At 62.5% G+C, this 19740-nt stretch carries 20 protein-coding genes and 1 tRNA gene; 9 read left to right on the top strand and 12 right to left on the bottom strand.

The window, feature by feature from the left end; translation table 11 throughout:
* Nucleotide 1: 1 nt before the first annotated feature.
* From ACN50D_RS28160 to ACN50D_RS28190, 7 genes are all read right to left on the bottom strand, one after another.
* Entirely contained in the window at nt 2-523 is a 522-nt protein-coding gene (locus ACN50D_RS28160) for a 3-hydroxyanthranilate 3,4-dioxygenase (protein ID WP_003943511.1), read from the bottom strand.
* Nucleotides 520-972, bottom strand: a complete 453-nt coding sequence (locus ACN50D_RS28165) for a RidA family protein (protein ID WP_003943520.1) — start codon at nt 970-972, stop codon at nt 520-522. Before ACN50D_RS28165 ends, ACN50D_RS28160 begins: the two co-directional genes overlap by 4 nt.
* On the bottom strand, nt 969-1742 hold the full coding sequence (locus ACN50D_RS28170; RefSeq protein ID WP_003943526.1) for a 2-keto-4-pentenoate hydratase: 774 nt from the start codon (nt 1740-1742) through the stop codon (nt 969-971). Before ACN50D_RS28170 ends, ACN50D_RS28165 begins: the two co-directional genes overlap by 4 nt.
* 42 nt (nt 1743-1784) lie before the next feature.
* Nucleotides 1785-3260 (bottom strand): 2-hydroxymuconic semialdehyde dehydrogenase, encoded by a 1476-nt coding sequence (locus tag ACN50D_RS28175; protein ID WP_042446666.1) that lies wholly within the window; start codon nt 3258-3260, stop codon nt 1785-1787.
* Nucleotides 3261-3358: 98 nt separating this feature from the next.
* On the bottom strand, nt 3359-4180 hold the full coding sequence (locus ACN50D_RS28180; RefSeq protein WP_064689104.1) for an MBL fold metallo-hydrolase: 822 nt from the start codon (nt 4178-4180) through the stop codon (nt 3359-3361).
* Nucleotides 4180-4650, bottom strand: a complete 471-nt coding sequence (locus ACN50D_RS28185) for a RidA family protein (RefSeq protein WP_003943508.1) — start codon at nt 4648-4650, stop codon at nt 4180-4182. The genes ACN50D_RS28180 and ACN50D_RS28185 overlap by 1 nt, the downstream gene beginning before the upstream one ends.
* A 5-nt stretch (nt 4651-4655) precedes the next feature.
* Nucleotides 4656-4820, bottom strand: a complete 165-nt coding sequence (locus ACN50D_RS28190) for a hypothetical protein (protein WP_003943454.1) — start codon at nt 4818-4820, stop codon at nt 4656-4658.
* Between the two features lie 53 nt (nt 4821-4873).
* Between ACN50D_RS28190 and ACN50D_RS28195 the strand changes: the two genes are divergently transcribed.
* Nucleotides 4874-5887, top strand: coding sequence for an ArsA family ATPase (locus ACN50D_RS28195; RefSeq protein WP_037130910.1), 1014 nt, complete (start codon nt 4874-4876; stop codon nt 5885-5887).
* On the top strand, nt 5887-7065 hold the full coding sequence (locus ACN50D_RS28200; protein ID WP_007732380.1) for an ArsA family ATPase: 1179 nt from the start codon (nt 5887-5889) through the stop codon (nt 7063-7065). Before ACN50D_RS28195 ends, ACN50D_RS28200 begins: the two co-directional genes overlap by 1 nt.
* 18 nt (nt 7066-7083) lie before the next feature.
* Here the strand turns inward: ACN50D_RS28200 and ACN50D_RS28205 are convergent, their stop codons facing one another.
* Nucleotides 7084-7407 (bottom strand): WhiB family transcriptional regulator, encoded by a 324-nt coding sequence (locus ACN50D_RS28205; protein WP_007732375.1) that lies wholly within the window; start codon nt 7405-7407, stop codon nt 7084-7086.
* Nucleotides 7408-7698: 291 nt separating this feature from the next.
* On the opposite strand from ACN50D_RS28205, the gene ACN50D_RS28210 reads away from it, so the two are divergent.
* Entirely contained in the window at nt 7699-10068 is a 2370-nt protein-coding gene (locus ACN50D_RS28210) for a penicillin-binding protein (RefSeq protein WP_003943525.1), read from the top strand.
* 95 nt (nt 10069-10163) lie between these two features.
* Here the strand turns inward: ACN50D_RS28210 and ACN50D_RS28215 are convergent, their stop codons facing one another.
* On the bottom strand, nt 10164-10640 hold the full coding sequence (locus ACN50D_RS28215) for a GatB/YqeY domain-containing protein (protein ID WP_003943491.1): 477 nt from the start codon (nt 10638-10640) through the stop codon (nt 10164-10166).
* 132 nt (nt 10641-10772) lie between these two features.
* On the opposite strand from ACN50D_RS28215, the gene ACN50D_RS28220 reads away from it, so the two are divergent.
* From ACN50D_RS28220 to ACN50D_RS28230, 3 genes are all read left to right on the top strand, one after another.
* The gene (locus ACN50D_RS28220; RefSeq protein ID WP_003943461.1) at nt 10773-11741 is read left to right on the top strand and encodes a metallophosphoesterase; all 969 of its coding nucleotides are present in this window, start codon (nt 10773-10775) and stop codon (nt 11739-11741) included.
* Between the two features lie 54 nt (nt 11742-11795).
* Nucleotides 11796-11869: transfer RNA gene (locus ACN50D_RS28225), tRNA-Pro, on the top strand.
* A 74-nt stretch (nt 11870-11943) separates the two neighbouring features.
* Nucleotides 11944-12267: a hypothetical protein gene (locus ACN50D_RS28230; protein WP_003943496.1), complete on the top strand. Its 324-nt coding sequence runs from the start codon at nt 11944-11946 to the stop codon at nt 12265-12267.
* Nucleotides 12268-12300: 33 nt separating this feature from the next.
* On the opposite strand, the gene ACN50D_RS28235 is transcribed toward ACN50D_RS28230, so the two are convergent.
* Together ACN50D_RS28235 and ACN50D_RS28240 are read right to left on the bottom strand one after the other, a co-directional pair.
* Entirely contained in the window at nt 12301-13470 is a 1170-nt protein-coding gene (locus ACN50D_RS28235; RefSeq protein ID WP_161121101.1) for an SIR2 family protein, read from the bottom strand.
* 446 nt (nt 13471-13916) lie between these two features.
* Nucleotides 13917-15473 (bottom strand): acyl-CoA synthetase, encoded by a 1557-nt coding sequence (locus ACN50D_RS28240; RefSeq protein ID WP_212633864.1) that lies wholly within the window; start codon nt 15471-15473, stop codon nt 13917-13919.
* Between the two features lie 189 nt (nt 15474-15662).
* Here ACN50D_RS28240 and ACN50D_RS28245 point away from each other — a divergent pair, with 189 nt between their 5' ends.
* A complete protein-coding gene (locus tag ACN50D_RS28245; RefSeq protein WP_003943522.1) occupies nt 15663-16694 on the top strand; it encodes an ABC transporter substrate-binding protein in 1032 nt (343 codons plus the stop codon).
* A gap of 57 nt (nt 16695-16751) precedes the next feature.
* Here ACN50D_RS28245 and ACN50D_RS28250 read toward each other — a convergent pair whose 3' ends face one another.
* Nucleotides 16752-17186, bottom strand: coding sequence for a MarR family winged helix-turn-helix transcriptional regulator (locus ACN50D_RS28250; protein ID WP_202427148.1), 435 nt, complete (start codon nt 17184-17186; stop codon nt 16752-16754).
* A gap of 162 nt (nt 17187-17348) precedes the next feature.
* On the opposite strand from ACN50D_RS28250, the gene ACN50D_RS28255 reads away from it, so the two are divergent.
* The gene (locus ACN50D_RS28255) at nt 17349-18965 is read left to right on the top strand and encodes a DHA2 family efflux MFS transporter permease subunit (protein WP_042446649.1); all 1617 of its coding nucleotides are present in this window, start codon (nt 17349-17351) and stop codon (nt 18963-18965) included.
* 104 nt (nt 18966-19069) lie between these two features.
* A complete protein-coding gene (locus ACN50D_RS28260) occupies nt 19070-19738 on the top strand; it encodes a DUF6891 domain-containing protein (protein ID WP_212633863.1) in 669 nt (222 codons plus the stop codon).
* Nucleotides 19739-19740 lie beyond the last annotated feature (2 nt).

The following is a 19740-nucleotide window of genomic DNA, read 5'->3' on the forward strand; positions in this document are numbered from 1 at the left end:
CTCAGCCCTTGCCGGGATGGAGCGTGCCGCACTTGTCACACGTGCGGGCTTCTTCGCTCTCGTAGAACTTGACGAACACCGGCGGAAGGTCGGCCACGATGTCGCGCACCTGAAGTTCGACCTCGTGAATCTTGTGATCACATTCGAGGCAGTACCACTGGAACTTCTCGAGCGTGCCTTCCTTGCGGACGCGTTCGATGACCAGGCCGATCGAGCCCGCGGTGGGACGCTGCGGCGAATGCGGAATGTCTCCTGGCAGCAACCAAGTTTCACCCTCGCGAATGTCGACGCGCTGAGGACCGTCTTCGGTCATGACATTGACGTGGATGTCGCCTTCGAGCTGGTAGAACCACTCCTCGTACGGATCGAGGTGGTAGTCGGTCCGCTGGTTGGGGCCGCCGACGACCTGCACGATGAAATCGTCTCCGAGCGCCATCGTCTGATTGTTGACTGGCGGCTGCAGGAGGTGGCGGTTGTCGTCGATCCACTTCTTGAAGTCGATGACGGGAGGAATCGTGGTCATGATGCATTCTCCGTATCTTCGGACGCCGAGCGTCGGGAGGCGGGCACGTACGCCACGCCGGAAATTTCGATGAGCAGGTGAGGGTGGGGCAGCTGGTGAACAGCCACAGTCGTTCTCGTCGGACCGTTTTCGTCGAACAGTTCGGCGTACACCTCGTTGTATCCGCCGAAGTCGTTCATCGATACCAGGTACGAGGTGACCTGAACCAGATCACTCAGTTCTCCACCCACTTCGGCGAGAATCGCCGCGATGTTCTCGATGACGGCACGCGTCTGCGCCCGAATGTCGAGCGCCGTGGTCCCCATCTCGTCGACCTCGACGCCGACAAACGTGTTGTCGGGTCGACGCGAACTGGTCCCGGAGACATAGACGAAATCGCCGACCACCTTGACGTGGGGGAACTTTCCGCGCGGCTTCGCCAGCTTCTCGATGACCTGCGCCCCACTCATCGCTTCACACCTTTCACCGTGACGGTTCCGAGTCCGTCGATCGTGCACTGTGCGACGCCCTCGTCGAGTCGCACAGCTGCTGTGGCGGCACCGGCCAGAATTACCTGCCCGGCGCGCAACGGGATTCGGCGTCGACGAGCGATGTCGAGCAGTGCGTGCAGAGCTCGCACCGGATCGCCGAGAATGGCCGACGTGGAACCGACTACCGTCTCGCCGCCGACTTCCATACGTACGGAACGGTCTTCGACGTTCTGTAGCGGCAGCCACCTCCCGATCACGTACCCGGCAGCGCTGGTGTTGTCAGCGACGACGTCGGTGTAGGTGAAGCGGAAGTCGCGGTACCGCGAGTCGATGATCTCCATTGCGGGAGCCAGTGCGTCGACGCAGGTTTCGATGTCGACGTTCGGATCGTCGAGATCGACGTCCTTCGACAAGCGGTATGCCACTTCGGGTTCGATCTTGGGATGAATGAACGTCCTCAGGTCGACTTCGCCGCCGTTGCTCACGCACATCGCGTCGGTCAACTGACCGACGATCACTTCGGAGACACCCATCTGCGCCATCTTCGCTTTGCTCGTGAAGCCGAGCTTGATGCCCACAATCGATTCACCACGGCTGGTGCGCCGTTCGAGGAGTTCGTTCTGGATCCGGTAGGCCTGGTCGATGTCGATGGTGTGTTCGTCGGCGAGGCTCGGGGTGTCGGTGCGCGTCTGCGCAGCGTCGTCGAGGCGACGCGCGAGCGCGGATACGGTGTCTTCGGGGGCTGTCATCACGCCTCGCTCATTTCTGGAAAACTTTTGCGGTTTCGATGTTCACAGTTGCACACATACATTCGTCGGTTCGGTGTAGAAGTGCAGCGAGGACTCGCCGCCCTCACGTCCGATGCCGGACAGGCCCATGCCGCCGAAGGGAGATCGCAGTTCGCGGGTGAACCACGTGTTGACCCAGGAGATTCCGACGTTCATCTTCTGCGCGACGCGGTGTCCGCGGCGCAGGTCGTTGGTCCACACGGAGGCAGCAAGGCCGTACTCGGTGTCGTTTGCGAGGGCGATCGCTTCGGCTTCGGTCTCGAACGGAATGAGTGCTGCGACGGGTCCGAAGATCTCCTCACGCACGGCGCGATCCTTGTTGGTCAAGCCTGTCCACAGGGTGGGTTCGATCCAGGATCCGCCCGACAGTTCCTGTCCGAGGTCCGGAATACCGCCGCCGGTCAGCACTTTCGCGCCTTCCTGCTCGGCGATCTCGAAGTAGTCGAGTACCTTCTTCCGGTGTGCCTGCGAAATGAGCGGTCCGGTCGTCGTTGCATCGAGCGTCGGGTCGCCCAGACGCAGTCCTGCTGCCCGCTCGACGAGTCCACCGGCGATGTCGTCGAAAATGCTGCGGTGCACGTACACCCGCTCGGTGCACAGGCAGACCTGGCCGGTGTTGGTGAACACCGATTTGGTCAGACCCGTCAGAGCCTCGTCGATGTCGACGTCGTCGAACACGATCGCGGCGTTCTTGCCGCCGAGCTCGAACGAGACCGGACGGACCCGCGGGGCAACGGTTTTCATGACATGCGAACCCGTTGCCGAAGATCCGGTGAAGGTGACGCCGTCGATACCGGGGTGCGTGGTGAGGAACTCGCCGGCCGAGTTCGCACCGAATCCATGGACGACGTTGTAGACGCCGGCAGGCAGGCCGACCTCTTCGAGCACCTCGGCCAGCAACGACGCAGTCGCCGGGGTTTCCTCGGAGGGCTTGACCACCACGGAGTTTCCGCACGCGAGCGCGGGCGCAACCTTCCAGGTCAGGAGAAGCAGCGGCAGGTTCCACGGAACGATCACGGCGACGACGCCGAGCGGCTTGCGGATCGCGTAGTTCAGCGCCTGCTTGCCGCCCGCGAGATCCGTGACAAACGATTCCTGTCCCGCCGCGGCGACGATGTCGGCGAAGGTGCGGAAGTTCGTCAGGGCGCGCGCGACGTCGAGTTCGCGTGCCTGCGTGATCGGCTTGCCGGTGTCCGCCATCTCTGCGGCGACGAACTCTTCGAATCGCTCCTCGATCCGGTCGGCAGCGCGTCGCAGCAGAGCCGTCCGCTCTCGAACCGGCGTATCGGCCCAACCGTTGTCCAGAGCACGTCTGGCAGAGGTCACGGCCCGATCGACCAGGGCCTTGTCGGCCTCGTGGACCCGGGCGAGAACACGGCCGGTTGCTGGGTCGACCTGATCGAAGCTCGACGACTCGTCGGGTTCGACATAGGAGCCGTCCACGTAATTGCGGATCCATCCGTCGCATTGTGAGGTCATGGACTAACTATTGGCCCGTGACCCATATCAAACAAATGCAAAAACTGCCGCCAGCTATACCTCGATCGGCATAGATGGCGGCAGTTCGGCCACACAACTCAGCTCTTCGTGTCGGCGCCGAGCGCCTCAGCGTCGCAGCGTCGCAGATACGCCAACTGCACGTTGACGGATTTCTCCGCGACCGGCCACAGCTTCGGGTCGACGTCGGAGTAGACGTGTTCGACTACGTCGCGCACCGAGGCCGACTCCCCCAACGTCGACAGAGCGGCCCGCACCTGATCCAGACGCTCCTCGCGGTGGGCGAGGTACTGCTGCGAAATCGCCTGCAGATCGGGCAGGTCCGGACCGTGCCCGGGAAGAACCGTCAGTCCTTCGCCGAGTGCGGCCAGCGATCGCAGCGAGGTGAGGTAGTCCCCCAGATCGCCGTCGGAGTCGTCGAGAACTGCCGTGCCGCGGCCGAGAATGGTGTCGCCCGTCAGCACGCTCGCATCGTTCTCGATGACTATCGACACCGAATCCGCGGTATGACCCGGCGTCGCGAGGATCCGCAACTTCAGGCCCGCTACCTCGATCACTTCACCGTCGACAAGCGCCGAAGCGCCCCCGCGAAGAAAAGTAGGGTCGACGGAACGCACTGGAGCCGAAGTCAATTCGTGGAAACGGTCCACCCCGCCGGTGTGGTCGTAGTGCCGGTGCGTGATCAAGGTCAGCGCTACCGGACCGATACCAGCGACACGTTGCAGGTGTTCCTCGTCGTTGTCGCCTGGATCGACGACAACACACTCGACGCTGCCCGGAGCATGCAGAATCCAAGTGTTCGTACCGTCCAGCGTCATCATGCCCGGGTTGTTCTCGAGCAAGACCGAAGCGATGTCGGTGACGCGGCGTAGCTGCGCGTAGGCGGGATGGACCGTCGACATCAGCGAACTTCGACGATCAGTTCCACCTCGACGGGTGAGCCGAGGGGAAGTTCTGCCACGCCGACTGCCGAACGGGCGTGGATACCGGCGTCGCCGAGCACCTCGCCGAGGAACTCGGATGCGCCGTTGATCACGCCGGGCTGGCCGGTGAATCCTTCGGCGGATGCCACGAAGCCGACAACCTTGACGACGCGAACGACGTTGTCGATGCCGACCAGGGCGTCGATGGCAGCAAGAGCGTTGAGCGCGCAGGTGCGAGCCGCGGCCTTGGCGTCCTCATCCGACACGCCCGCGCCGAGCTTGCCGGTCAGCGCCAGTTTTCCGTCGACGAACGGGAGCTGACCCGACGTGTACACGTGGTTGCCGCTGCGAACCGCGGGAACGTACGCAGCGACGGGTGCCGCGACGGCGGGAAGTGCAATGCCCAGTTCGGCGAGACGCTCCGACCAGGTCTGTGTTGCCTCTGCCATGTGATTCAGCCCTTCGGACGCTTCATGTACGCGACGTGCTGCTCGCCCGACGCGCTCGGCAGGACGGCGACGAGTTCCCAGCCGTCGACACCCCAGTTGTCGAGAATTGCCTTCGGATTGTGGACCAGCAACGGAGTCACGGTGTATTCCCAGGAAGTTATTTCGCTCATGCGGTGAGCCTATCCCGCGTACATCTTCGGCCCCAGACTTATAGGCTCGCGGTGTGGTTGCATCCCAAGATGAGCTGAGCAGGACCTGGCCCGAGTCTGCGACGAAGGCCCGCCTGCACTTTGTGTCAGGTAAAGGCGGAACCGGTAAGTCCACGGTTGCCGCCGCGTTGGCGCTCGCGTTGGCCGAAGGCGGCAAGCGCGTTCTCCTCGTGGAGGTCGAGGGCCGCCAGGGAATCGCGCAGCTCTTCGACGTACCACCGCTTCCACCGCAGGAGACCAAGGTCGCGGCCGCCGAAGGTGGCGGTGAAGTGATGGCTCTGGCCGTCGACATCGAGACCGCGTTCCTCGAATACCTCGAAATGTTCTACAACCTCGGCTTCGCCGGCCGGGCGATGCGTAAGTTCGGCGCCATCGAATTCGCCACCACAATCGCTCCAGGCCTTCGCGACGTTCTGCTCACCGGCAAGATCAAGGAGTGCGTCATCCGCACCGATCGAACCGGCAAACGCGTGTACGACGCCGTTGTCGTCGATGCTCCCCCGACCGGGCGGATCGGCAGCTTCCTCGACGTCACCAAGGCGATGGCCGACCTCGCCAAGGGCGGCCCGGTGCATTCGCAGAGTGAAGGCGTCGTTCGGCTGTTGCACTCGCCGGAGACCGTCGTACATCTTGTTGCGCTTCTCGAAGCGCTGCCCGTTCAGGAAACCGCCGACGCCGCCGCAGAACTGGCGCGTGACGACCTCAACCTCGGTGCCATCATCGTCAACCGCGCCAGCCCGAGGTTCTTGCCCGAAGACCAACTCTCCGGTGCTGCAGCCGGCAACATCGATGCAGCTTCGATCCGGTCGACGCTCTCCGATGTCGGCATCGATCTGTCCGACGACGACTTCGCCGGCCTGCTCACCGAGACGATCGAGCACGCGTCGGTGCTCGAAGCTCAAGAATCCAGTGCGGAGAAGCTCCGCGAGATCGACGGCGCGCGGGTGCAACTTCCCGCACTCGCCGACGGCGTCGATCTCGGTGGGCTCTACGAGCTGGCCGAATACCTCACGGAACAGGGCGTGTGATGACCGAGACCACCGAGAACGTGACGGTCGGCAGTTCCAGGACCGGCCGACGCGCAGCTCCTGCCCTCGATATTTCGGCGATCATCAAGGACCCGACGGCCCGAATCGTGGTGTGTTGCGGCGCAGGTGGCGTCGGCAAGACCACGACGGCTGCGTCGCTGGCGTTGCGGGCAGCCGAAGAGGGCCGACGCGTAGTCGTCCTCACCATCGATCCGGCCCGTCGCCTCGCACAGGCCTTGGGTGTGGCCGAACTCGACAACACTCCGCAGCCGGTGAAGCTGGGTCCCGAGGCCACGGGCGAACTCCACGCGATGATGCTGAACATGCGTCGGACTTTCGACGAGATGGTCATCGAGCATTCGAGCCCTGAGAAGGCCGAGCAGATCCTGGCGAATCCCTTTTACCAAACCGTTGCCACATCGTTCTCCGGAACGCAGGAGTACATGGCGATGGAGAAGTTGGGGCAGCTGGCGTCGAACGACGCGTGGGATCTGGTGATCGTCGATACCCCGCCGTCGCGCAATGCGCTCGACTTCCTCGACGCTCCACAGAGGCTCGGAACATTCCTCGACGGACGGATGATCCGGCTGCTCTCGGCACCCGGCCGTGGCCTGACCAGGCTCGTGGCCGGCGCGATGGGATTGGCCCTGAAGGGTGTCTCGACCATCGTGGGAAGCCAAATGCTTTCGGATGCATCGGCATTCGTGCAGTCGCTCGACTCGATGTTCGGCGGTTTCCGTGAACGCGCCACGAAGACCTACGAGTTGCTGCGTCAGCCGGGGACTCATTTCCTGGTGATCGCAGCGGCCGAGCCAGACGCTCTCCGTGAGGCGGCGTTCTTCGTCGATCGCCTTGCGGGTGACTCGATGCCGTTGGCCGGTCTGGTTCTCAACCGCACTCACCCGACGTTGACGGCTCTGCCTGCCGATCATGCGGTGACCGCCGCCGACAAACTGGAAGCGAAGGAAAATGCGACCGAGGCCGAGGCCCTCACCGCAGCCGTTCTCCGCATCCATGCCCATCGGGCAGTGATCGCGAAGCGAGAAATCGCCTTGCTGAGTCGATTCACCGCAGCTCACCCGAGGGTGCCGCTGATCGGTGTTCCGTCGCTACCGTTCGAGGTCTCGGACCTCGAGGCGCTGCGCGCGGTGGGAGATCAGCTCACTCGTAAGGGCTGATCCCCCGATCGACCTGGATCAGACTGCTGAGTGATGCTGGCGCTGGTCTTCGAAGAACTCGGACCAGGAGTCGACGTCGGGGTGCTGCTTGAGCAGTGCACGGCGCTGACGTTCGGTCATTCCGCCCCACACACCGAACTCGACACGGTTGTCGAGAGCATCTGCTCCGCACTGCATGAGGACCGGGCAGTGACGGCAGATGGTGGCTGCCTTGCGCTGTGCGGCGCCACGAACAAAAAGTTGGTCGGGATCGACCTCGCGGCATCGCGCCTGAGTTACCCAGGCAATTCGTGCCTCGGCCTGCTCGATGTCCAAACGGCTACTCGGGGTGGCTGTGTACATTCTGGGTCCCCTCTACAAAGTCTGACCGTCGCCATGAGGCGAGCAGCGCACCATCTCAGCCGTCTCGCGGTAGCACGTGAAAGCTGAGACACATTCGTGATCGAGTGTTACGTCGATCACACTGATCACAATTTAGGTAAAGAACGCCCCTAACGCAAGACGGTCGGGAGCATTTTTTGGTACGGCAGTACAAAGCGCGTGTTCAGGAGGTTTTGAACACCCGCAAAACACTGAAACCGGTTCCAATGGGTGGGCACACGTACTCTGTAGATCGTGTCGATTGCAAAAACAGTGGCGAAGCTCGCCGGAAGCTCCGCATTGGCGGGTGTCCTGGTCGCAGGGGTGATGTTCCCGGTGGCCGGCGGATTCGGATTCGCGTCCAATCGCGCTGCCGATACCGTCGACAACGTCTCGGCCGAACTGGTCGAAGGCACGGTCCCCGCGGTGTCCACCATGGTCGATGCGGCAGGCAATCCCATTGCCTGGCTGTACGACCAACGACGCTTCGAAGTCCCGAGCGAGAAGATCTCCAACAACATGAAGTTGGCGATCGTCTCCATCGAGGACCGCCGGTTCCCCGACCACAAGGGCGTCGACTGGCAGGGAACGCTGCGCGCCTTCCTCACCAACACGACGACCGGTGAAGTGCAGCAGGGCGCGTCGACACTCGATCAGCAGTATGTGAAGAACTACCAACTGTTGGTCGTGGCCAAGACGGATGCCGAGCGCCGCGCTGCCATCGAGACCACCCCGGCCCGAAAGATCCGCGAGATCCGGATGGCGCTGACGCTGGACAAGGAACTCACGAAAGACGAGATCCTCACCCGGTACCTCAACCTCGTACCTTTCGGCAACGGATCCTTCGGCATTCAGGACGCGGCTCAGACCTACTTCGGCGTCGACGCCGCAGATCTGACCGTTCCGCAGTCCGCGATGCTGGCCGGCATGGTTCAGTCCAGCTCCGCGCTGAACCCGTACACGAACGTCGAGGGCGTGACCGAGCGTCGTAACACCGTGCTCGACACCATGATCACGAACATTCCGGATCGTGCCGACGAGTTCCGTGCAGCCAAGGAAGAGCCCCTCGGCGTCCTCGAAACCCCCAACAACTTGCCGCGCGGCTGCATCGCTGCAGGCGATCGCGGATTCTTCTGTGATTACGCACTGAAGTACCTCTCGGATGCCGGAATCACCCGCGACCAGATCAACGAGGGTGGTTACCTCATCAAGACCACTCTCGATCCGCAGGTCCAGGCGTCCACCAAGGCCGGACTGAACGCGAACGCGAGCGCCAACCTCGACGGCATCGCGAACGTGATGAACGTGATCAGGCCGGGCCAGGATTCACACAAGGTCATCGCGATGGCCAGCAGTCGCACGTACGGACTCAATGCCGACGCCGACGAAACCGTCCAGGCGCAGCCGTACTCCCTTGCCGGTGACGGTGCGGGTTCCGTCTTCAAGATCTTCACGACCGCTGCGGCGATGGAGAAGGGCCTCGGCATCAACGCGACCCTCGACGTGCCCAAGCGCTTCGAAGCCAAGGGCATGGGTAGCGGTGGTGCGGCAGGCTGCCCGGTCTCGACGTACTGCGTGGAGAACGCCGGCAACTATCCGCCGACACTGTCCGTGACCGACGCCCTGGCACAGTCCCCAAACACCGCTTTCGTCAAGCTCATCGAGGCGACCGGCGTCACGCCGACGGTCGACATGGCTGTCCGCCTCGGCATGCGCTCGTACGCCGATCCCAACACCTCGGGCTTCGACGAGCGCAGCATGGCCGACTTCCAGAAGGAACAAAACCTCGGTTCGTTCACCCTCGGCCCCACCTGGATCAACCCGCTCGAACTCTCCAACGTCGCGGCCACTCTCGCCTCGCACGGCAAGTGGTGCCCGCCGAGTCCCATCGATTCGGTATTCGACCGCTACGGCAAGCCGGTGGCCGTCACCGAGCAGGGCTGTGAGCAGGTCGTCGAGCCCGGCTTGGCAGACACACTCGCCAACGCCATGAGCCGTGACGACGTCGGCGCCGGTACGTCTGCCGGTGCTGCAAGCAGTGCCGGATGGAGCCTGCCGATGTCGGGCAAGACGGGTACCACCGAGACCCACAAGTCCTCGGCGTTCCTCGGCTTCACCAACAACCTCGCTGCGGCCGTCTACATCTTCGGCGACTCCCCGACGCCCGGCGAGATCTGCTCGAGCCCGCTACGCCCCTGCTACAGCGGCAACCTGTACGGCGGTACCGAACCGGCGAGATCCTGGTTCGCGGCAATGAACCCGGTCGCCAACAACTTCGGGCCCACTTCGCTGCCCCCGATCGACGAGAAGTACGCACGGGGATCACAGAACGGCCAGGTTCCCGAGGTTGTCGGCCTGAGCCAGTCGGCGGCGACGTCGAGGTTGCAGGCGTCCGGCTTCACGGTCAATTCCGTGACCACGGCATCCGGAGCACGGGCGGGAACGGTCACCGGAGTTTCGCCGTCCGGGTCCGCGATCCCGGGTTCGACCGTCACGATCTACATCAGTGACGGGTCCGTAAGGGCTCCGGCAGCACCCGCATCCCCGGCAGCTCCAGCAGCTCCGGCACCGGGCGCGACTCCCCCGGATGCGACTCCGCCGGGAGGCGAACCCGCACCGCCTGCGGGGACCCCACCGAACTGACGGCCCTGAAAACTGACGGCCCTGAAAACAAGAACGGCCGCGATCTCCGAGTGACTCGGAGTTCGCGGCCGTTTTCGGTTTTCGGTGGCGCGCTTCTACAGGCGGGACTTCACTGCTGCAGAGATACGTGCGCCATCGGCCTTGCCCTTGGCCAGCGCGCTGGCGGCCTTGATGACCTGGCCCATCTGACGCATACCCGGACGCTCACCGAGCTCCTCGGACACCTGAGCGAGGGCGGTGTCGACGACGTCGACGAGTTCGGCGTCGGTCAACGGCGTCGGCAGGTACTCGTCGATGATCTGAGCTTCGGCGCGCTCTTTCGCGGCAAGTTCACCGCGGCCGTTCTCGGTGTAGATCTCGGCCGATTCGCCGCGCTTCTTCGATTCCTTTGCAAGGACTTTGATGATTTCTTCGTCGGTGAGGACCCGTGCTTCCTTACCGGCAACCTCTTCGGTCTGGATGGCTGCCATGAGCATCCGAAGGGTGGCTGTACGTAGCGGATCCTTCGCCTTCATGGATGCAACCATGTCGGTTCGGAGGGTGGCTTTGAGCGATGGTGTCGTGTCGGACATGGTGGAAACGCTACGCGCTCGGCGTTTCGAGCGTGCCGATAGTTACCTCCGCCCGGACACAATTCTCTGTGGAATAGCTGTAAAAGGCGGCGAGAGCGACGCAGAAGAACGCCACACCCGTATCCTTGAGAGGTGTCTTCCCAGTTCCGCACCAATCTGACCCGCACCGCACTTGGTGCCGCGGGCGCCGCTGCACTAGGGATCGGGTACGCATCCGGCATCGAACGCAATGCATTTGCACTGCGTGAGGTGACGATGCCAGTCCTGGCGCCCGGTTCGTCGTCGCTGCGGGTCCTCCATCTCAGCGACCTGCACATGATGCCGAACCAACGGTTGAAACAGAATTGGTTGCGTGAGCTCGAAGGCCTCGACCCCGACCTCGTGGTCAACACCGGAGACAACTTGTCGCATCAGCGCAGCGTCCCGGCAGTGGTCCAGGCGCTCGGCGATCTGTTGGCTCGGCCGGGTCTGTTCGTCTTCGGCAGCAACGACTACTTCGCTCCGAAACCGAAGAATCCACTGAGCTACATCTTCAACAAGGACAAGCGCATCACCGGCGATCCCCTCCCCTGGGGCGATCTGCGGGCCGCGTTCACCGAACGTGGATGGCTGGACATGACCCACGTGCGCCGCGAACTCGAAGTGGCCGGTATTCGCATCGCAGCCGCCGGCGTCGATGATCCGCACCTGAAGCGCGATCGCTACGACACCGTCGCCGGAACACCCAATCCCGTCGCCCAGCTCAAGCTCGGCCTGACGCACTCACCCGAACCTCGAGTTCTCGACCGGTTCGCCGACGACGGCTACGACCTGGTGCTCGCCGGCCACACGCACGGTGGTCAGCTGTGCCTTCCGTTCTACGGCGCGCTGGTCACCAACTGCCAGATCGACCGATCCCGGGTCAAGGGACCGTCGAAGTGGGGCGCACACACCCAGCTGCACGTCTCAGCAGGCATCGGCACTTCGCCGTGGGCTCCGGCACGCTTCTGCTGCCGCCCCGAGGCAACTCTGCTGACTTTGGTTCCGGCGACCAGGCGCGAACCGGAGCATGTCTCCGCACACAGTTCCGCAGAGTCTCCAGCGTCGGTTCTACGCAACTGACCTGCGGATTTAATGTCAGTCGACTCGGTAATGTAAGCTAACCGAGGTTCGACACGGGGTGTGGCGCAGCTTGGTAGCGCGCTTCGTTCGGGACGAAGAGGTCGTGGGTTCAAATCCCGCCACCCCGACAGTGAAGAACAGAAATCGAGGCCCTTCCGCTTACGCGGGAGGGCCTCGATTTCGTTGACGATAAGGTGAAGCCGTGGCATCCGAACCAGACTTCGCGCACAACGACATGGCGAGCCGTAGCCGACGTGAGAAAGCTGTCGGTCTTGCCAAGTTCGCCTGGGATCGCGATATCAGTAGTGCAGAGTTGCTCGACATGCCCGACGATCGGCTGCGCAAGCTTGCGCGGGCGGCGGGCGCCAATCCGCCGAGCACGCGGGAGACCTGGACGATCGCGGCCGGACTGCTCGACGAGAAAGCCGTGTGGGCAGCAGCCAACCCAGACCGTCCCGAAGCTCGGCGTGAGCATCCGGACGAGAAGATCATGTGGGTGAAGAAGCCGATCGAGCCCTGGCTGTGACAGCCGAATTGAGCGCAGCTGTGACAGCCGAATTCAACGTCGTTGAGACCGCGATCGGGAAACCCTCTGATCTCCCTCTGTAGATGGCGACCACGGAGTAGCACCTAGTTCGTCGAAAACTGCTTCCAGGCTGCTCCATCGCTCTCGGTGCTCGTGCGGCAAAGATCTGATGGCGTCGGCGGCCGCCCGCAAATTTTCTGCCAAATCGATTTCTCCCCCTTCGAGCAACCCCTTGTATCTTGTATCCAACAAATATGGAGCGTCGACACTGGTCAAGGTCGCGAGCTTGTCCAGGAATATCTCCAGGTCGCGTGCAGCCACACGCTGATCGAAAGAATCTGAAACAGCAACGTAATCGAAGTCGTTCTTCCACAGAGCAGTTCGAATCTCGTCTCGCTGCAGCGTGATGACGGTACCCAAAATTCGTGGGCGCTTGTTCCGTGCATCGAGCGCCAATACTTCATGCGCAAGACGAAGCACATTGTCATCTGTCATAGATGCTCCGACAACGATGAGATGTCCGGTTGCCATGAGAGACTGAACGATCGAGCCCAACGGACGTCGTTCTGCGTCGTATCTGACGAAATCCCGGCGACTCAAGACGATGCTGGCCGAGTCAGCCACATCTCCGTGCAGTTTCAGTACCCATGGAACCCCCGCGCGAGCTTCTTCTCTCGGCAATACAGCGACCGAGTTTTCGCCGTGCGCTGATTCAAATGCGCGTTCGTACAACGAATCATAGTTGGTCGTAACAACTTTCGTGACTCGCAGAGACGCCAGAAGACAATGCGACAGCGTTGGTTTGATATCGGAGCCAGTCAGCTGAACAACACGTTCGCCGAGTTCGTTCGATCCGTCGTCCTCCGTTTGCAACTCCTTCGACAGAAGTTGTGCACGGTCGAGGACATTGAGCTCAGCGAATTCCGCGCTGCTCACACCCGGAAGTTCCTTCTGCCGTATTGCCTCGAGAAGACTGTCCCACGACGGCAATCCGGCGGGGATGCTGACTCCCGCACCCAACAACAAGGAGGCTTCACCAGCTTGCAGCCTATCTGCCAATTGCTGGACCTGTGGAGGGATACCAGCGCTCGATAAATGTCCCCGCCGAATCGATTGATACGCGGCGTAATCGGCAGCATTGGCAACTACGAATGCGATGTCGAAGTCGTATTTGTCGGCACATTCCACCGCAGCCTCGATCAACGCCTTGATGACGTGGCCACGAACCATCCCCTGCCCACCTAGACCGACTCCGAAGGTCGGCAAAGCGATGAGTGGTTTGACTCGACGGCCTCCAGGCTGAATATCGGCAGATGCAATCGCGTCGAGGACCTCGTACACGCCGTCCACCAGCCAGGACACTGATATCCGAGAAGCGACGTTCAACAGCCACGCCGGCCGCCCCTCCTTCGGGAAAGAGCGCACCCGGTTGCCCCCGGCCGGTGCACTTTCCACTGGACTCGTTAGGCCGAGCACCGGCCACCAATGCTCACGCGGCACGAAGCTGCCGCTCGTCGATACGACAGCCGCATCCCAGTCCACTGATTCGAGACGTCCTCGGACGACAAAAACATGCCCAGAACCTGCATCATTCCCAGTCACGCGTACTCCCCACTAGTACCAATACAGGCTTCGGAACCACTACCTGCTCACACTCCCGCTACGGTTTCGCGAGCCCAACGGTAGTCGGCCTTACCGCTGGGCGAGCGGAGGATGCTTGGTACGAGCACGATCGAGCGGGGGATCTTGTACCCGGCGACGTGGGTGCGGCAATGCTCCGACAATGATTCCGTCGCAACATCTTCGAATCCCGGTCGAACCTGCACCACCGCGGCGACCTTCTCACCGAATCGAGTGTCGGGCGCACCCGCCACCAAAGCGTCGAAAACTGCCGGGTGAGTTTTGAGTGCCTGCTCCACTTCTTCGGGGTAGACCTTCTCGCCGCCGGAGTTGATGCACATCGAACCGCGCCCGAGCAGCACGATGGTTCCGTCGGCTTCCATCGTGCCCATGTCCCCGAGTACCGCCAGACGAACCCCGTCGACGACGGGAAAAGTTGCAGCAGTCTTGGCCGGGTCGCCGAAGTAGGCAACAGGAACATGGCCGGCCCGGGCGATGAAACCGACTGTGTCCGAGCCTGGTTCGATGCGACGGAATTCGTCGTCCACAAGAATCATGTTGGGGTTGGATCGAATTCGCTTGGAACCGTCCTCACCGAATTCGACGACGCCGTCGTTGCCGGATTCCGAAGCACCGAATGCATCCTTGATCACCAACCCCGGTAGTCGGGTTGTCAGTTCTGCTTTCAGGTTCGGGGAGAACAACGCGCCACCCGACCCGATCAGTTGGAGAGTCGAAAGGTCGTAGCGCCCTTCGCTTGCGGTGATGGCGTCGGCGATCGGCCGAGCAATTGCGTCGCCGACGACGGTGATTCCGGTGATCTTCTCGGCCTCGACCAGTCGCAACACTTCCATCGGATCGAAGCTGCGGGTCAGCACTCGGGGCGCTCCCATGAGGAATGCCGTGAGCAGTGAATAGATTGCGGCTCCATGCATGAGCGGCGGGATGAGTAGCAGCACAGTTGGATTGGTGTTCGCTACAGCTGCATCCACAACCTCTTCGAGGCTACGACGCGGCGGCCCGCTGAGGTTCGCTCCGGACAGGGCGGCAAAGAAGAAGTCCTCGTGCCGCCACACCACACCCTTGGGCATTCCGGTTGTGCCGCCGGTGTAGATGATGAAATGGTCGTCGTTGCTGCGAGGGCCGAAGTCGCGGGTATCAGTCTGCGCGGCAAGGGCGTTCTCGTAGTCTTCGCCGACGATCAACACGTGGGTGATCTCCGGACACTGCGGAACCACGGCCAATGCCGTCGGCGCGAATTCCTCTTCGACCAGCAGTGCCACCATTTGAGAGTTGGTGTAGATGTACAGGAGTTCTGCATCGGTATAGCGGAAGTTGACGTTGATCGGTACCGCTCTGATCTTCAAGCAAGCCAGGAGCGCTTCGACGTACTCGACGCAGTTACGCATGTGAATACCGACGTGCTGCCCAGGCTCGACGCCCACCGACTGCAGATGATGAGCGAGTCGGTTCGATCGCAGTTCGAGTTCGGCGTAGCTCAATCGCACGTCTTCCAGAATCAAGGGAACTCGATCGGGGATCGCATCGGCAACGGCCTCGAACAGATCGGCAATGTTCAGGGTCATCGAAATCCTCACTACACGCGTCTTCGCTTACCAGTACAGGTCTTTCGCGAAGCTAACACGTTGGTCGCACCCTGTAGTCCGAATTGCGTAGCGGTCCCGCTGAGCGAGACCTGACGCGCCGCTCACCTGGCGTCAACGGTGCGGATACCTCCCTGACCAAGCCCGATAGCCGAAAGGTAGGGTAGCCTAATGCACTCACGCACCACTCTCCGGAGCCGCACGTCGGTCCGGGTCGCCATGGTTGCCTTGGCGACTGTTTTTGCCGCTACGGCCTGCGGCTCGTCCGACGCCGGCGGCAACGCGAACGGCAACACCGATGTCGCGACCGGCGGCAAGCTGTTCAGCACCGCCGACACGGAAACCGCGAAGCTCGGCAGCGATGCCGCGCCAGGCGAGTTCCCTCGCACCATCACCCATGCCCTGGGCGAGACCACCCTCGAGGCCAAGCCGACCCGCGTCGTCGTCCTCGACAGCGGTGAACTCGACGAGGTTCTCTCGCTCGGGATCACCCCGGTCGGCATCGCCAGCCCGGAAAGCGCCGCCGGTCAGCCGTCGTACCTGGCGGACAAGTTGGTCGGTGTCCCCGACGTCGGCACGACCAACAACCTCAACCTCGAGGCGATCACCGCACTGCAGCCCGATCTGATCCTCGGCAGCAAGCTGCGCCAGGACAAGCTTTACCCGCAACTCGCGGCAATCGCTCCGACGGTCTTCAGCATCCGCCCCGGCTTTCCGTGGAAGGAGAACTTCCTCCTTGCCGGTGACGCACTCGGCGAGGAGACCAAGGCTGAGCAGGTTCTCAACGACTACCAAGAGCACGCCGACAAGGTACGTGAGTCGATCGACGGCTCCCCGACCGTTTCACTGGTTCGTTTCATGTCCGGGAAGCTGCGCCTGTACGGCAATCTGTCGTTCATCGGCGTCATCTTGAAGGACGTCGGCCTGCCCCGCCCGGCGATCCAGGACATCGACGAACTGGCCGTCGAGGTCAGCCCCGAAACGATCACCGAGGCGGAGGGTGACCGAATCTTCTACTCCAGCTACGGAAATCCCGCCGACACGGGCCAGACCACGGTTGTTGCCGGACCGCTGTGGGCCAGCATGGACGCAGTCAAGGAAGGACGCGCCACCGAGGTGAGCGACGAGACCTGGTTCCTGGGCCTCGGCCCGACAGGTGCCGGCCTGGTTCTCGACGACCTGCAGGCCAAGCTCGGCAAGTAGCCGTCACCGGCACAAAGAACGCCGCCCGACTCTCCGGAGTCGAGCGGCGTTCTTTGTTCAGCGGTTGTCCTGCTCGAGGTGTTCGTTCATCGTCGAGTGAAGGTCGACGAGAAATTCCTCGAATCGACTGAGCAGTTCGGGCGGGTACTTCGCCATCATGGCGTCGAGTCGCACGGCAAGGGGCCCGAAGAACTCGTCCGCCAGGTCCTGCACATGCGCACTGCTGTGCAGCGTGACCACTCGCCGGTCGGCATTCTCTCGGGTCCGGACGATATGTCCCGCCTTCTCCAGGCGGTTGAGCAACGCGGTGGTTGCACCCGACGTCAGCGAGATCCGCTCTCCGAGGCGGGCGGGTGAGAGCGGCGTCCCCTTCTCCTCGGCAGCGGTGATTTCCATCAAGGCAGTCGCGTCGGTGGAATGCAGGCCGAGCCACGACGCGAATCGATGGCTGAATTCGGTGAACGTGCCACCGTACGCGCGGAATTCGTCCATCAGCCGCTCCCGCTCTACGGAGATGTCGCGCGGTGCCTCCACCTCGGTGATCCCACCTTTCCTGTGCCAGACGGCGGCCGGTCGAACCCAGCGCGCACGTTGACAACTTACCGCCTCAAATATACCTTCATGATAAAGTTACTTCACAATGGAGGTTTATTCGTGAACATCTCACCCACCACCCGCAAGTGGTTGGGCCTGATCGCCATTGCACTCGGCGTGGCACTGATCGTCGTCGACACCACGATCGTCAACGTCATAGTTCCCTCGATCATCGAAGATCTCGGGATCAATTCCGTTCAGGCTCAATGGATCCAAGAGTCCTACGCAATCGTGTTCGCGGCACTCCTGCTTCTGGTCGGCAGAGTTGCCGACCTGGTCGGCGCCCGTCGTATCTTCATCGCCGGTGTCGTCGTGTTCGGCGCAACGAGCCTGCTGGCCGGACTGGCGCCGAACGGCGGTCTGCTCATCCTGGCGCGCTTCCTGCAGGGCGCCGGCGCGGCCATGATCCTGCCCACGTCACTGTCGCTTCTGAACGCGATGTTCACCGGAAAGGCGCGCGGCCAGGCCTTCGCGGTCTGGGGCTCCACCATCGGCGCTGCATCCGCCCTCGGCCCATTGCTCGGCGGCTGGCTTGCCGAACATGCCTCATGGCGTTGGGCATTCGGGATCAACATTCCGCTTGCTGCGCTCATTCTGATCGGCGCAGTGCTGTTCATCGCGCCCTCACCCCGCACCGCTGGGCGCATCGACGCCACCGGAGCAGCACTGTCCATCGCCGGGCTCGGCCTGCTGGCCTTCGGCCTCGTCGAGGGACGAACGTACGGGTGGCTGACCACGAAGGAACCCTTCGATCTGTTCGGTCTTTCATGGTCCAGCGGACCGTCGCCGGTTCTGGTAGCGCTGGTTCTCGCCGTTCTGTCGCTCGGTGCGTTCGCCTACCGTCAAACCATGCTCACCCGCAGCGCCGATCCGTCGCGGGCACTGATGGACGTACGGTTGTTCTCCATCTCGTCGTTCCGCAACGGCAACATCGCGACGCTGATCATCGGACTCGGCGAGTTCGGAATCGTTGCGGTGCTTCCTCTCTGGCTCCAGTTCACGCTCGGATACAGCGCCCTCCAGGCAGGGCTCGCGCTGGTTCCCATTGCCATCGGCAGCTTTGTCGCCAGTGGTGCGAGCTTCGGGCTGGCATCGAAGGTCTCGCCGTTGGGCTTGGTCCGTATCGGCCTGGCTCTCGAAGCGCTCGGTCTCGCCGGCCTCGGATTCATCGCTGCGACAGACAGCCCCTGGTGGACTATCGCCGCAGTGCTGTTCTTCTACGGAATCGGCGTCGGTTTTGCGACTGCCCAGGTGACCAACGTCGTGCTCGAGGAGATTCCCGAGCAGAGCGCCGGTCAAGGCTCCGGCATTCAGAGCGCGTTCCGCCAACTCGGATCCGCACTGGGCATCGCTGTCCTCACCACGGTCTTCTTCAGCACTCTCAATTCGACGCTGAACAACGACCTCACCGGATCCGGTGTCGACCAAGCTCAGGCTGATCAGTTGACGCGGGCAGTCACCGACAGCGCAGGCGCCGCCATCGACTCGCTGGCCGGTTCACCGAACACTGCCTTCGTCGCCGACGCTGCCCAATCTGCGATGACTCACGGCATCACACTCGGCGGATACCTTGCGGCCGGATTTGTCGTGGTGGGCCTGATCGCCACGGCGCTCATCCCGAACAAGCCGGCCCCGTCAAACGAGGAGGAAACGAAAGCAGCAGCCGACGTCGCCTGACGGTCGGATCGGTGCAGTACGGTGCCGGTATGCGATTGCCCTGGTCACGGTCAGCACAGTCACGGTCATCACAGTCACGGTCTGCACAGTCACGGTCAGCACCGGTGCTCAGTGAGGCCGACATCGTCGCCGTACGTGAGCAAGCACGCGAACTGGTAGTCCCAGGTTTCGCGACGTTCGACGAAATCTGCGAAGCCGCCCGAGACTGTGTCGAGGGCGGCTTCGAGAACGACGAACTCGGCAGTCAGATCGACGCAGTAGTGCGTGAGGTCTGGGACCACAGACTCGAGGAGCAGACCCAGTGGACGGCTCCCGGAGACTTCGAGCGCCTCTCCGCAGCCTTCGCCGAACTCGAACGCAACGGCATCGTGGCCCGGATGAACTTCACCTGCTGCATGCAGTGCGGCACTACCGAAATCGACGACGAACGCACGCCGTCCGAACCCGACGAGAACGGGTATCCCTTTGCTCAGTGGGCGTACACGTTCTTCCACATGCAAGATGCGGAGCGTCTCGGCGACGAGCCGTCCGATCTCTACTTGTCCTACAGTGCGTTTCGTCCGGCCCACGATCTCGATCCCGCGCTGGTCACCGCTGCATGCGGCGGCGACGAAACCGCCAAGGCACACATGATCGCGCACACCGATCAGACCGTCGGGCGCCAGGTAGCCGACGCACTCCGAACTCAGGGACTGAGCGTCGATTGGAACGGTGACAACAATCAGCGTATCCGTGTCACCGACGTATGTTGGCGTAAACCGCTTCCGCAGTAGGA

The sequence above is a fragment of the Rhodococcus sp. SB1D genome (assembly GCF_048573875.1).
In the GTDB taxonomy this organism is placed as follows: Bacteria; Actinomycetota; Actinomycetes; order Mycobacteriales; family Mycobacteriaceae; genus Rhodococcus_F; species Rhodococcus_F qingshengii.

Bases quoted from the DNA above. Each gene is read 5' to 3' on its own strand.
- ACN50D_RS28160 (WP_003943511.1), bottom strand. From the start codon at position 523: ATGACCACGATTCCTCCCGTCATCGACTTCAAGAAGTGGATCGACGAC.
- ACN50D_RS28165 (WP_003943520.1), bottom strand. From the start codon at position 972: ATGAGTGGGGCGCAGGTCATCGAGAAGCTGGCGAAGCCGCGCGGAAAG.
- ACN50D_RS28170 (WP_003943526.1), bottom strand. From the start codon at position 1,742: ATGACAGCCCCCGAAGACACCGTATCCGCGCTCGCGCGTCGCCTCGAC.
- ACN50D_RS28175 (WP_042446666.1), bottom strand. From the start codon at position 3,260: ATGACCTCACAATGCGACGGATGGATCCGCAATTACGTGGACGGCTCC.
- ACN50D_RS28180 (WP_064689104.1), bottom strand. From the start codon at position 4,180: ATGTCGACGGTCCATCCCGCCTACGCGCAGCTACGCCGCGTCACCGAC.
- ACN50D_RS28185 (WP_003943508.1), bottom strand. From the start codon at position 4,650: ATGGCAGAGGCAACACAGACCTGGTCGGAGCGTCTCGCCGAACTGGGC.
- ACN50D_RS28190 (WP_003943454.1), bottom strand. From the start codon at position 4,820: ATGAGCGAAATAACTTCCTGGGAATACACCGTGACTCCGTTGCTGGTC.
- ACN50D_RS28200 (WP_007732380.1), top strand. From the start codon at position 5,887: ATGACCGAGACCACCGAGAACGTGACGGTCGGCAGTTCCAGGACCGGC.
- ACN50D_RS28205 (WP_007732375.1), bottom strand. From the start codon at position 7,407: ATGTACACAGCCACCCCGAGTAGCCGTTTGGACATCGAGCAGGCCGAG.
- ACN50D_RS28215 (WP_003943491.1), bottom strand. From the start codon at position 10,640: ATGTCCGACACGACACCATCGCTCAAAGCCACCCTCCGAACCGACATG.
- ACN50D_RS28240 (WP_212633864.1), bottom strand. From the start codon at position 15,473: ATGACCCTGAACATTGCCGATCTGTTCGAGGCCGTTGCCGATGCGATC.
- ACN50D_RS28245 (WP_003943522.1), top strand. From the start codon at position 15,663: ATGCACTCACGCACCACTCTCCGGAGCCGCACGTCGGTCCGGGTCGCC.
- ACN50D_RS28250 (WP_202427148.1), bottom strand. From the start codon at position 17,186: ATGGACGAATTCCGCGCGTACGGTGGCACGTTCACCGAATTCAGCCAT.